Annotated in this window: 12 protein-coding genes; 6 read left to right on the forward strand and 6 right to left on the reverse strand. The window is 45.0% G+C overall.

Annotated elements, in window-relative coordinates; translation table 11 throughout:
• Positions 1 to 66 precede the first annotated feature (66 nt).
• The gene (locus BK120_RS12155) at positions 67 to 1,680 is read left to right on the forward strand and encodes a response regulator (RefSeq protein WP_076267778.1); all 1,614 of its coding nucleotides are present in this window, start codon (positions 67 to 69) and stop codon (positions 1,678 to 1,680) included.
• On the opposite strand, the gene BK120_RS12160 is transcribed toward BK120_RS12155, so the two are convergent.
• Both BK120_RS12160 and BK120_RS12165 read right to left on the reverse strand, forming a co-directional pair.
• On the reverse strand, positions 1,677 to 2,717 hold the full coding sequence (locus tag BK120_RS12160) for an MBL fold metallo-hydrolase (RefSeq protein ID WP_256710873.1): 1,041 nt from the start codon (positions 2,715 to 2,717) through the stop codon (positions 1,677 to 1,679). The genes BK120_RS12155 and BK120_RS12160 overlap by 4 nt on opposite strands.
• Positions 2,714 to 3,463 carry a class I SAM-dependent methyltransferase gene (locus tag BK120_RS12165; protein WP_076267779.1) on the reverse strand — a complete coding sequence of 250 codons (750 nt, stop codon included), beginning with the start codon at positions 3,461 to 3,463 and terminating at the stop codon, positions 2,714 to 2,716. Before BK120_RS12165 ends, BK120_RS12160 begins: the two co-directional genes overlap by 4 nt.
• Before the next feature lie 186 nt (positions 3,464 to 3,649).
• Between BK120_RS12165 and BK120_RS12170 the strand changes: the two genes are divergently transcribed.
• Genes BK120_RS12170 through BK120_RS12180 form a run of 3 tightly spaced genes read left to right on the forward strand, consistent with a single transcriptional unit; the run spans position 3,650 to position 7,166 of the window.
• Positions 3,650 to 4,981, forward strand: a complete 1,332-nt coding sequence (locus BK120_RS12170) for a spore germination protein (RefSeq protein WP_076267780.1) — start codon at positions 3,650 to 3,652, stop codon at positions 4,979 to 4,981.
• Positions 4,978 to 6,078 carry a GerAB/ArcD/ProY family transporter gene (locus BK120_RS12175; RefSeq protein WP_076267781.1) on the forward strand — a complete coding sequence of 367 codons (1,101 nt, stop codon included), beginning with the start codon at positions 4,978 to 4,980 and terminating at the stop codon, positions 6,076 to 6,078. Before BK120_RS12170 ends, BK120_RS12175 begins: the two co-directional genes overlap by 4 nt.
• A complete protein-coding gene (locus BK120_RS12180; protein ID WP_076267782.1) occupies positions 6,075 to 7,166 on the forward strand; it encodes a Ger(x)C family spore germination protein in 1,092 nt (363 codons plus the stop codon). Before BK120_RS12175 ends, BK120_RS12180 begins: the two co-directional genes overlap by 4 nt.
• Positions 7,167 to 7,239: 73 nt before the next feature.
• On the opposite strand, the gene fni is transcribed toward BK120_RS12180, so the two are convergent.
• Positions 7,240 to 8,295, reverse strand: coding sequence for a type 2 isopentenyl-diphosphate Delta-isomerase (gene fni / locus BK120_RS12185; protein WP_076267783.1), 1,056 nt, complete (start codon positions 8,293 to 8,295; stop codon positions 7,240 to 7,242).
• Positions 8,296 to 8,786: 491 nt separating this feature from the next.
• Between fni and nagB the strand changes: the two genes are divergently transcribed.
• Positions 8,787 to 9,512 carry a glucosamine-6-phosphate deaminase gene (gene nagB, locus BK120_RS12190; protein ID WP_076267784.1) on the forward strand — a complete coding sequence of 242 codons (726 nt, stop codon included), beginning with the start codon at positions 8,787 to 8,789 and terminating at the stop codon, positions 9,510 to 9,512.
• Positions 9,513 to 10,709 carry an N-acetylglucosamine-6-phosphate deacetylase gene (nagA, locus tag BK120_RS12195; protein ID WP_076267785.1) on the forward strand — a complete coding sequence of 399 codons (1,197 nt, stop codon included), beginning with the start codon at positions 9,513 to 9,515 and terminating at the stop codon, positions 10,707 to 10,709.
• Between the two features lie 68 nt (positions 10,710 to 10,777).
• Here nagA and BK120_RS12200 read toward each other — a convergent pair whose 3' ends face one another.
• From BK120_RS12200 to BK120_RS12210, 3 genes are read right to left on the reverse strand one after another with little or no spacing between them, the layout of a single operon-like run.
• Entirely contained in the window at positions 10,778 to 11,560 is a 783-nt protein-coding gene (locus BK120_RS12200; RefSeq protein WP_076267786.1) for a DeoR/GlpR family DNA-binding transcription regulator, read from the reverse strand.
• Between the two features lie 2 nt (positions 11,561 to 11,562).
• Positions 11,563 to 12,519 (reverse strand): sugar kinase, encoded by a 957-nt coding sequence (locus tag BK120_RS12205; RefSeq protein ID WP_076267787.1) that lies wholly within the window; start codon positions 12,517 to 12,519, stop codon positions 11,563 to 11,565.
• Positions 12,520 to 12,568: 49 nt separating this feature from the next.
• Positions 12,569 to 12,991 carry a hypothetical protein gene (locus BK120_RS12210; protein ID WP_076267788.1) on the reverse strand — a complete coding sequence of 141 codons (423 nt, stop codon included), beginning with the start codon at positions 12,989 to 12,991 and terminating at the stop codon, positions 12,569 to 12,571.
• Positions 12,992 to 13,141 lie beyond the last annotated feature (150 nt).

A 13,141-nucleotide genomic window follows, 5' to 3' on the forward strand; every position in this document is an offset into this window, starting at 1 on the left:
TCGGCAAAATTTGCTCTCCTCAGAGCTCTCAAACACGCCTTAGATGAATGAATAGGAGCTGTTCACATGTATCAACTTTTAATAGTGGATGACCAACCGGATCTCGTAGAGGATTTAGCCAGTAATTTGCCATGGAGCTCCGTTGGCATTGATTCCGTCTACCTTGCACACTCTGGGCGGGAAGCGCTTGATATTATGCAGGCTACGCCTATTGATATCGTCATTACAGATATTCATATGCCCGGCCTCTCCGGCCTTGATTTAATCGAGCAAATCAAAGCTTCTTGGAGCAATGTGAAATGTATTTTATTGTCCGGCTATAATGATTTTGAGTATGCCCAAAAAGCGCTTCAGTTCCAAGCAAGCGACTATTTGCTCAAGCCCGCTGAAGACGAAGAGCTGCTGCAAGCTGTTCGGAAAGCCGCTTCCCAGCTGGAAGAACATTGGAAGGAGGTCAGCTCGCATCAAAGCGCGCTAACCTCTTTGAAAGAAAACGTCCCTATTTTACGAAATCATCTTCTGCTCTCTCTTCTGAAGGGACAGGCCTACAGCGATGAAAAGTTAAAAGAAAAGCTCGACATTCTGAATCTATCTTTTCATCCAAAAGAGCCATATTGTATGATGCTTATGCGGATGGAGGACTACTTCTATGAGCAAAGCGAACGTGACAGCTCGCTGCTTGAATACGCCGTGTGCAACATCGCAGAGGAAATATTTATAGAGGAATATAGGCTATGGCATACGAAGGACGAGCATGGCTACTTTGTATTTCTCATTATGGGCAAAGAAAAGCAACGCCAAGAACAAGCTTCCATGCTGCATCTCATTGAGCAAAAAGCAGCGCAGCTTCAGCATTATGTGAAATTGTATTTAAAGGGGACCGTATCGTTAGTCATTAAGAAGCAGGATGTATTTCCGCTTGAGCTGCGCGAAACCTATGATTTCTCGCTTATCAACTTTAGACAGCGCATTGGCAGTGAACGCGGATTTCTCCTCACACTGACAGAAGAATCACAGCAAGGAGAAGCAAATTCTCTCTCTCATTTATACAATCCGCCGCTGCTTATTCATTTGCTTGAGGCAGGACAATGGGACGCGATCGAGGAGAAACTAAATCTTGCGTTTGAGGAGCTGGAGCTTAAATGGGGCGAGTCGCATGAGCATATTTTGGAAACCTATTTCATGATTGCCAGCTCGTTAAGTTTCTCCATTCATAAAAACAAGCTGTGGATGTCCGACATTATGGGATCTGAGTTCAATCAACTGCTTAGCGGTCCCCACTTTCATACGATTAAACAGCTTCGCACTTGGACGGCTGGCATACTTGATAACTATAGAAACCATATGACTAGCAAAGTACAGCATTCTCGTTCCAGTACGATTCAGAAGGTTCAAGAATATGTTTCAAGCCATTTAGAAGACGCTTCACTGCAATCGATTGCTTCCCATGTATTTCTGAATCCGTCCTACTTGTCAAAAATATATAAGCTGGAAACCGGCGAAGGCATAAGCGACTACTTATCCAGATTAAAAATGGAAACGGCAGCGCATATGCTTCGCACGACAACAGACAAAATTTACGAGATAGCAGCTAAAGTCGGTTATTTGAAAACGAGTTATTTCATAAAGGTGTTCAAAGATCGATACGGCATTACCCCGCAGGAATTCCGTGATCGTTAAGCGGTGATCGCAAAATAATTATAAATGCCATCTTTTTCAGTAGAAGAGATTCGAGCTTGACGCTCCAAATATACCAAATGCGCAAGTGTCTCAGACATTGCAAATCTGAGCTGATGCGCATTCCCGTTCAGACGATTGCCGAATAGAGCCTCGCACATGCCATAGGCGGTGCGGGGCTCTTCTTCGAGCATCCGAACCATTTTGTCTAGCCTCCGCATATGATGCTGCTGCAGCTCCAATATCCTGTCATGGAAATTGGTAAAAGGATCCCGATGTCCTGGAAAAGCCAATTGAACCTCATAATGAGCAAGCTCCTGCAAGCTGCCTAGAAATGCTTCCAATGGATCGCCATCCTCGCCGGGCACTATGCTCACATTCGGGGTAATATGAGGCATAACCTGATCCCCGCATACCATCCATTTGCGTTCTTGCTGATAGAAACATAGCTGTCCGTTTGCATGACCAGGCGCGTCAATTAAGACCCAGCTCATTCCACCAATTATGATTTGATCTCCCGCTTCGATATAGGTTACCTCCGGCTGAGGGGATACCATCTCCACAAAGGTTTCAAGATTTTGCGCAATAGCCTCTCTATGATGAATCGGCATTCCGTGCTTCGCATACAGAGCCTGCAGCTGCCCGCCGAACTCACTTTCTTCTCCCCACAGCCTAATTGCATAGTCATGTGCCCTGCGTGAAATAAAAACGGGCGCCCCGCTTCTCTCTTGCACATAACCAGCGAGTCCATAATGATCGGGATGCTGATGCGTCAAAATGATTCTTGTAACATTGCGCCACTCCAAGTTATGATGCTGCAAGACTTTGTCCCATACTTGAATGGCTTCGTCCGTTCGCAGTCCCGGATCAATAAGCGTATATCCCTGTTCTTCGGGTATAAGATAGCTGTTAACCCACTTGAGGGAAAAGGGAACCGGGACCTTTACCTGCAGCCATCCTTCCTGCCACGAAACCGTATGTAAAAACTCCTGTTCATTTGAAGACGGCATGCTGCTTGAATCCTTGTTTTCAAATATCATCTTTTAGCTCTCCCTGTCATAATCATTCGCGGAGAAGCCTCTGGATCGTATTTCGAACCATCGTAATTGCCGTACAGCTTGTCTATTCTAAGACTGCAAGCATCTAGATTATTTTCAAACCAGTCTAGGTTGTACAGCCTTACCTGTTCTAAATACTGTCTTGGCTTCTCTTCTTTGTCCGGATTGAAAATTGAAATGCCCTTCTGCACCCAGCCATTTGCAATGGATCTTGCCTCTTGTATAAGCAGACCTGTCTCCTCATCGATACGTTCCGATTGGGGCACTAAGGTTTGAGCCACATAAATAGGATTAAGGAAATCGATTAAAAAACAACCGTCTATACGCAGCACTCTACGTATATGCCGAAGCACGCTCACATTATCTTCCTCTGCTGTGAAATAGCCAAATGAGGTAAATAAATTGACAGTCGCATCAAAACGTTCCGCTTCAAACGGCAGCTCACGCATATCCCCTTTAACCCATTCGACAAGTCCATCTTCATCATGACGATGAGCTTCATCAAGCAATGTAGTCGATAAATCCATACCTGTAACGGTGTAGCCAAGGTTTGCTAAAGCGAGTGAATGCCTTCCCATCCCACAGCCTATATCAAGTACATGAGAACCTTCCGCCAGCTCTAGCCAAGCGATCATTTTGGAAGCTTCCTTATTTGCATTTTCCCAATCGCGATGTTTGTAGACAAGCATATAATCGGAGCCGAAGCTCTGTTCGTACCATGGTTTCATATTAATGCTCTCCTTCATCATGGTCATGCGAATTGCTTGCGAATGATGATCACTTTATTGTACTTGAATTCCAACATACTGGCAAAATCGAATCAAATAAGCATAGTTTTCAAATTATACGTGCAAACTATGGAAGCTTATCCAGATTTTTTTGCAGCTCAGCATCATTTGAAGGGGGGAACCAGCATGAATGAACGTATTCGTTTATTATTTGCAGAAGCAATCGATATCAAATTGGAAAATTTGAAAAATAGCGAAATGAGTATCGAAGTCGCCTATATCGAACCGTTATGCGAAGAGAAAAAAATAAGCGATTTCATTATCGTCCCTTTTATAAAAGAGGAATATTCGTTTCAAGCTCAGCTGGATACAAATCCCGATTATGAAATACTGGAAGATGTCGCTATGTGGCAAAGTCTTCTTTTGCGCGGCCATGTCCTGATTCAAGCAAATGGCGTCGTCTATTCATTCAAAGCTGAACGGGTCATCTGTATTGAGAATTCACAAACTCAAGTGGAAAGTGCTATTCAGGGCCCTCAGATCGCATTAAGCGAAAATATAAATATATCACTCAATCTGATCCGCGGCATGTACCCTTCCCCCGATCTTTCGGTGGAAGAGCATACAATTGGAACATTGTCCCAAACCCCCGTGTTCGCCTTATTTGATCAGAGACGTGTAGATCCTACCGTGCTTGATAATGTACGTACAAAGTTAACAACGATTAACGTGGAAATGCTACATTCCGCTGGTGAGCTTGAGAAGCTGTTAGTCGGCAATCGCAAGCATTTGTTTCCAACTATTCTGATTACAGAACGTCCTGACCGCATTACCAGTGCGATTTCCAAAGGGAAAATAATCATTCTCTTAAAGGGAAACATGTTTGCTCTTATTTTGCCGTCTACATTTTTTGATTTCATGCACGCCGTAGAGGATGATTACGACTCCTATTGGATGACTCGTTTTCTAATCTTCCTACGTTACACATCAACTTTGCTTACAATCACTTTGCCTGCTCTCTATATTTCCGTCGTCTCCTATAATCCAGAGCTGTTTCGCGTGCAGCTTGCTTTCTCTATTGCAGGCAGCCGTTCTGCTGTTCCTTATCCATCGTTCATAGAAGTATTTATTATGCTCTTTATGATCGAAACACTAATCGAGGCGAGCATTCGCTTGCCCAGGTACATCGGCTCCACGGCAACAACCGTTGGAGGACTTATTCTTGGACAAGCCGCTCAGCAAGCCGGTCTCGTAAGCAGCATTATGATTATCGTAACGTCAGTCGTAGCTATTTCAAATTTCGTAATCCCCGTTAATTCATTGTCATTTGCTGTTCGCTTCTTGAAATACCCGTTAATCGTCATCTCTATTTTCTTCGGTATCACCGGTGTAGCCGTTGGTTTGTTTATCTATATCACTTATTTATGCAGCCTAAGAAGCTTTGGCAAGCCATATATGCGTATTTTCGGAAAACTAAGGCCGTTAGAAGGCGATGTGGGGCAGGTGAAGATTAAATGAACCGTTATTTCTATTACAACTTTATTCTCGTAAGTTTTATTAATCTTTTGCTTTATGTCCCACATATCCTTATTCAATATCGCTATACCGGTGCTGTATCTTCAATTGTGGTCGGGATTGTTATTGGTACGATACTCGTCTATATGTATACAAGTGCAATGGCTCGTTATCCCGGAAAAGGATTGCCTGAGATATTAAAGCTGCATTCACCGCAATGGCTCGTTACGATCTCCATGTTATTTTTTTCAGTTATGTGGTGGTTTGCAACGACTATCGTTGTTGTTGCCTACGCCATTCTTATTAATCGTTTTTTCAATCCAGATGCGGATGCGAATGTTATTCTAGCCATGCTCGTTATTGCATGCGGTTATGCTGCCACACGTTCAACCCTCTCCGTTATGTTCATCGTTGAAATCGGCATGATCGTAAATGCTCCAATCATAATCTTTATATTGTTTAAAGCTGTACGAAGCAACCAGCTTAATTGGGATGCGATTCATGTCGTAGCCAACTACATAACGGAAATGCCAACATTGACCTGCATTGCAGCCTCTACTTTCATTTTTACCGGTTATATTAATCTTTCATTGTTCAATCGGCTATTTCCACCAAATTTCCGTTTTAAATTCCGCTTTATTTATCCGATAGCCGGCGCTGTTATTTTATTGATTACATTTTTTGTACCCATTGGTTTTCATGGAACGGAAGGCGTAAACCAATACATTTACATATGGAGCCAGACTGCTGATTCCCTGCTAATGCAATACGGCTTTATTGAACGAGTGTTGTTTCTTTTTCTAATCGTTTTTTTGAACCTGACTCTCGTTTATACGATGTCCGGCTGGCATCAGGCGATGGAGTTTGTGAAATCTTGTTTTCCAAGCTATAGGCCGGAGTTTGATAGTCTCAAAACACCGATGTCCAACTATGTCATCGTCGGTATTTTTGTATTGCTCTCCATCCTGTATCTCATGCTGACGAATGAAAAGATGAACATGATCATTACTTCCTATTGGCTCATTGTCCGATTTTTCGTGGAGATATTAATCGTCGTTTGGGTGTTCGTGCTTAGCAAAAGGAGGTCCAAAGCCGTATGAGCATCACCCTTCGAGTCTTTTTGTTAATCCTCTCTCTTGGTTTGCTTGGCGGCTGCGGGTTCAAGGATATCGACAAACGATTCTTCGTGGTCGCTCTTGGCATAGATGCATCAGATAATGAGAAAAAACCGTATCGTCTTTCCCTGCTGCTTGCTGTTCCGTCTCCAAAGATCGAGCCTGGCGCATCGAAAACGCAAATCGAGACTATCGATACAGAAACCGTCGCAGAAGGCATTCGAATGTTGAAATCCTACGTCGACAAGGAGCTGGATTTCGGGCATTGCAAAGTGTTTCTCATTGGTGAGAAGATCGCCCGCCAAAGCTATACGGAAATATTGCAATGGATGTCGCGCAGAAGAGATATCCAAAGTGTCGCCGATATTGCTATCGGGAAACCGGATGCGGAATCACTGCTGAAAATAAAGCCTGTGTCAGAGCGTTATCCAGGCAACACGCTTTTTTTAAGCTTTGGAGCTGACGGAACCGAGTCATCTTATACTTACGTAGAAACTTTATCAGACTTCGCTAGGCGTGCTTCCGAGGAAGGACTTGATCCGCTGATGCCTGTTATTACAAAGGATGGTAAAAAGAGCTTCGTCATCAACCGAACAGCGCTGCTGGACAAAACAAAGGTCAAGCTTATGTTGTCTCCAGCTGAATCGCAGCTTTATAATCAGCTCGCTGAAGATTTCACCAAATCCTCGATGCATGGCATGTTTGAAGGCTTGGATTTAGTCGTAGCGATTACCGATATGCACTCAAGCTTCCGACTCGGCAAGCAAAACGGCCAAGACACGATCACACTGGATGTTAAGATCAGGGTCGTATTTGAGGAAGCGCCAAAAGGCATATATGAAGATCAGTGGCAGCCGATTGAGCAAAATTTAAATAAGGAATATACTAAATCTTGTCTTGCTCTTCTCCAAAAAATCCAAAAAGCAAATGTAGACCCCATAGGTTTCGGACTGCGCTATCGGGCTACCCATCCTGGCAAGGAGGCTTGGCAGCGGTGGCAATCCATCTACCCTAACGTTAAATTTATCGTAAATACCAATATCAAAATTGAAGGCACAGGTATTATCAAATAGAGTTAGCACCACAAACAAAAGAGGTGAGCCAGAAGCTTGTTGCTTCTGGCTCACCTTAAATGATAGTTAAATATTATTTTAGGATTAATCGGTTTGTTTGACGCAGCTCATTAATCGTACCGACGCCAATGCCAAACATCGCCGTACGCATTTCAAACTCAATGCGTTCGAATTGCTGCAGCAATTGCTCCTGCGAAATTTCCTTGCTGCTGCTAGCCGCCTGAGGCAGCAATACGCGTCCAAAGCCAGCAAGATTTGCGCCTAGCGCGATGGCTTTTGCAGCATCAACACCTGTACGTAAACCGCCGCTTGCAATAATATTAGCCTCGGGAAGCGCAGCGCGAATTTCTGTCACACTCTCAGCAGTCGGTATGCCCCAATCCGCGAATGCTTCAGCAGCTTGCCTTCTTAGATCGTCGGTGGAGCGAAACTTCTCGACCTGACTCCATGAAGTTCCACCCGCTCCAGCAGCGTCGATAAAGGAAACGCCTACACCCACAAGCGCTGCTGCCGTCTCCGCATCAATGCCCCAGCCCACTTCTTTTACCCCAACCGGTACATTAAGCGACCTGCAAACCTGCTCAATCGAAACCAATAAATTGCGGAAATCGGTATCACCTTCGGGTTGAAACACCTCTTGCATGCTGTTGAGATGCAGGACTAACGCATCCGCTTCAGCAATATCTACAGCTCTGCGACATGATTCTACTCCAAAACCATAATTCAACTGAACCGCACCAATGTTAGCAATAACAGGCACGGTAGGCGCATCTTTCCGTATGGAGAACGAAGCTGCGAGCTGTTCGTTTTCTATTGCGGCGCGCATGGAGCCTAGTCCAATCGCCCAGCCCCTCGTTTCTGCCACTACCGCCAATCGACGATTAATAGCCCCTGCTTCATCCGTTCCTCCAGTCATGGAGCTTACGAGCAGTGGGGCTCCAAGCTTTTTGCCGAACCAATCTGTATTTAGGCTTACTTCAGCGAAGGAAAGCTCAGGCAGTGCATTATGCTTAAAGCGGTACCGCCCCAAGCCCGTTTCAATGCCAACGCTGTTTACTTGCTCCTGCAAGCAAATACGTATATGTTCTCCTTTACGCTTTGCAGTTGCTGCTTGCTGATCTACTGACATGCTTGTTCCTCCCAAGCTTAAACGGCCAGCGCCTTTTATAGCAGCGCCGCTCTCGTTTCGCTTCTCTATCTTCTATTCCTGCGTATACAACTTGTAAATTTCCTCATCAATAAGCTGAACATATATGTATCCATTAGGTCTGCTTGCACTTTACAATTCATAACCTTTTCAGCGTAGTAACTATGTACTAGTTTAGCACATTTTTTTGATTCACGCTCTCAACTCCACGACATTGACACATAAGCTGATCCATCCATTCTGATGCATGCGCTCTGGCGTCTAGAATAGTTCTTCTAATAAATGTGGCATTATAAAGAGACTATCCCAATCCTAAAAATATGAGCCTGACCGCTGAGTTAGAAGCGACGGCTAGTTCAGTAGACAAATGATTTTTACAATCATTTATTTGAATTTTACAATCATTTTATCTTGTTAAACCGTCGAAATTCATATAAAATATAACTAACAAAAGCCTTATAGGGGGACTAAACATGGAAATGATTATATTTGATACACAACAGGAATTAGATGCTTATGCTGCGGAATTATTTGTAGGTATCGTAAAAGAGAAACCAGATGCAGTACTAGGCCTTGCAACAGGATCGACACCCATCGGAATTTATGACAAAATAGTAGAACTGCATAAACAAAACAACGTTAGCTTTAAAGATGTGACAACGTTCAATTTGGATGAATATGTCGGAATCAAGCCTGATAACGACCAAAGCTACGCCTACTACATGAAGCAGCATCTGTTCTCGCACATCGATATTCCCGAGAACCAAATCCATTTGCCAAATGGCATGGCTTCGGATGTTGAGCTGGAATCGAATGCTTACGATGCAATGTTAGAAGCAAGACCAGTAGATATTCAATTGCTTGGTCTAGGCCACAACGGTCATATTGGATTCAATGAGCCTGATGTTAATCTTTCTGGCGGCACTCACGTTGTTAAATTAAAAGAGGAAACGCGTGAAGCAAATGCTCGTTTCTTCGATTCAATGGATGAAGTACCTGAGTATGCAATAACGATGGGTGTTGGCTCTATTTTGAAAGCTAATACGATCGTGCTTGCTGTTCGTGGTGCTGACAAAGCAGAAATTGTAAAAGAAGCATTGACTGGTCCAATTACGACTAACGTACCGGCTTCATTGCTGCAAACTCATGCGCGCGTCATTGTTCTACTAGACCGCGAGGCGGGAAGGATGTTAAGTTAAATGACCCTAAACTCTGCAAACTGGTTCATCCACAACGTAAATATCGTGCTTGAAGATGGGATAGTTAACGGCAGTGTTTTTGTACAAGATGGGAAGATTGCAAAAATTGTTGCCCAAGATGACAACGAAGCAGCAAACGAGGCTTCAGATGCACAATTGTCTATCGACGGAAAGGGAGGCTGGCTGCTTCCTGGTTTTATTGATGTGCATGTTCACGGTGGATTTGGCGCTGATTTTATGGATGCCAGCCGTGAAAGCTTCGACACCATTACTAAATTCCATGCCTCGCAAGGTACGACAGGCATGCTTGCTACAACGATGACTGCTCCTAAGGAAGCAATTGAAGACGTATTGCATGCCGTTGCAGATTACCGCAGCAGTGAAATGCCTTACGCAGCCTTGTACGGCGTACATCTAGAGGGTCCATTCATAAGCGAGGTATGGCCAGGCGCTCAAAACCCAGCTTATATTAAAACACCTCAGCTGGAATGGATGCAGCAATGGCATGCCAAGTGGCCCGATCTTCTCCGTCAGCTTACACTGGCTCCTGAGAAAAGCGGTGCGATTGAGACCATCGCTTGGCTTGCTGAGCAAGGGATCGTCACAGCCTGCGGGCATACGGATGCTGTCTATGCTGAAGTGATCGCTGCTGCTGATGCTGGCCTTACGCAGGCTGTTCATACCTATAATGCAATGCGTGGTCTGCATCACCGTGAACCCGGAACGCTAGGAGCTGTATTGACCGATGACCGTATTGTGGCCGAGCTCATAGCCGATGGTATTCACGTGCATCCAGCTGCAATTCGTTTGGTGCTCGCTGCTAAACCTTCAGATAAGGTGATACTGATCACAGATGCGATGGCCGCAGCAGGCATGCCGGAAGGCGAATATAGTCTTGGAGGCTTAGCCGTCATCGTAAAAAACGGCGAAGCAAGGTTAAAAGATGGCAACGCCCTAGCAGGCAGCTGTTTAACGATGATTGGTGCCGTACGCTTTATCCATGAGCATACTAACCTATCGCTTTCTGAAATTAGTCGATTGGCTAGCGGCAATGCAGCAAAACAGCTTGGCATCAGCGACCGTACCGGTACAATTACAAGCGGTAAACAAGCTGATCTTGTATGGATTGACTCGCAAATGCAGGTTCAACAGACTTGGGCGCAAGGCCGTTCCATATACGAAGCTAAGCAAGCGTAAAAAAGCAAGAGGTTCCGTGCTCAAAGGTTAGATAACCTTTGAGCACGGAACCTCTTTTTTAATAACTGTTAATCTGTCACGTATACGGAAATACCGTGCTGCTTCATTTCAGCTGCAAGCTCTTCAGTGAGCGGAACATCCGTAATGACGCCTTTCAGCTCGGATAAGGATGCAATGGAAAATAATGAGGTGCGATCTGTCTTCGTATGATCGAATACGGCATATGCCGCTTGCGAACGCTTAATGAGTGCTTTAGCAATTTGCGCTTCTTGCTCGGAGTAGGTCGTGATGCCGCCAGCAGCAGATATACCATCAACACCGATAAACATCTTTCCGATATGCAAATGAGCGACCATACCCTCACCTAGAGGGCCGCACAGCTCAAAGCTGTTATGGCGCATAATGCCGCCGGTAACGACAACCTGAATATCGCTGCCTGCCAGCTCCATTGCGATATTAACCGCATTGGTTACTACCGTGATGCCCCGCCTCGATTTGATCATCTTTGCAATTAGGAAATTAGTTGTACCGCCAGAGAGACCAATCACATCGCCTTCCAAAATTAAAGAAGCAGCTAATTCCGCGATATGCTCTTTCTCCAGAATCGACAAACCTTCCTTCTCCGCAAAAGGCAAATCCCTTACTGAATTCATTCCATCGTACATCGCACCGCCAATTGTCCGAATAACCGGATAATCAGCTTCCATTTGCTCAAGATCTCTTCGAGCCGTCGCTTCAGAGCAGCCGAAGCGCTCAACCATTTCCAAAATCGTCACCCTGCCCTGCTGCTTCAACAGCTGCAGAATAGCTTCACGGCGACGCTGACCCTTGTTACCGATCAATTCAGCCATTATCAGCGCTCCACCCAAGCCTTGGCGGACATCCGCTGTTGGACGACACTCCATTCCGGCAAAGCTTCCCAGTCGCCACGCATTTGAACGACTAAAGATCCATTAATACTTGCAAGGCGTACTGCTTCTACTGGGGATAAGCCCTTCATAATACCTGCTAAGAAACCAGCGCAAAAGCCGTCACCCGCGCCTACAGTATCAACAACCTGCTCAGCCGGATAGAAAGGCAAGCTTTCTTCCTGCCCTTTGTTTAGAACAATCGTCGTGTCGCCTCTGCCTTTAATGATCGACACCGCTTTTAACTGATTTAGCTGGCCTTTAATATGCTCATAATCGTCTGTTTCGTACAGCAGCTTAAGCTCGTCCCATCCTGGCAAAAAGTAATCCGCATCTGCTGCAAGCGGCAGCAGTGCTGCACGAGCTTCTTCGATTGACCACAGCTTAAGCCGCAGGTTCGGGTCAAAGCTGACAAGCACCCCAGCTTCCTTCGCAATATCGATAGCGCGGCGAACCGTCTTGCGGCAATCCTCGCTAAGCGCAGCTGTGATACCGGTTACATGAAGCAGTTTAGCACCGCGAATATAATTCTCGTCAAGATGCTCAGGCAGCATCCGACTAGCTGCCGAATGCTTTCTGAAATAATGAACGGCTGTTCTACCCGCTACATGCTCACGAAACATCATGCCCGTAGGAGCTTCCGAGCTAAGCTGCGCACGAGATACGTCTACACCCTCGCCCCGCAGCGTCTTCAAAATAATTTTGCCAAACGGATCGTCGCCGAGAGCGCCAAACCATCCAACAGAGGAGCCTAGACGTGCAAGTCCTATTGCGACATTGCTTTCCGCTCCGCCAAAGCTTTGTTCCAGCGTAGCGGCGCGTTCGATTGACTTATGCTCCTCTGGCATAAACAAAGCCATTGATTCGCCAAACGTTACAATTTGCGGCGATGATTCTAACACGTAAAAATCCCCCTATAGCGTTATATAATCGGCGTTATCCATATTAGCTTTAGATCATCGGAAACTTCATGAAGTAAATAATAGCGATGTATAGCACCAATACGATGATGCTCATCACGCGTGCTTTGTTAATGTGTGCAGTTGCGCTTTTGCCTTCTTGAATGGATGCAACTACAAGCTTAAGCGGCTTGGAAATAATTCCGCCTAGTGCCGCAATTGCCAGGAACAGCAAAATAATAATGACCATCCATGCCACCTTGTAATCCGCTTGCGACATCAAATACCCACCTGTTAGCAGCTGCAAAACTAGAAAATATTGCGCAATTCGGTTTGCCGAACGCAGGCCGTCAGCTAATCCGCCTTGTCCAACTCCGGCAAGCTTAGTAGCTCTACCCAGCATGATTGGAAGAACGATATAGAAGCCCATTCCTACTGCACCAATCACGTGCAAAAATAACATTACTTTAAACATTTTAACTCCTCCTGTTTTGGTAAAACGTAATCATCCATTCATCGATTCGCAATTGCCAAAATTAATTCTATAAATAGTTTATCAGAAACGAGATTTTTTTCAAATGACTATGCTCCTGAACCGAGGTTTTATACCCTTTTTTGTTGATTT

It is taken from the genome of Paenibacillus sp. FSL A5-0031 (assembly GCF_001956295.1).
Lineage (GTDB): Bacteria > Bacillota > Bacilli > Paenibacillales > Paenibacillaceae > Pristimantibacillus.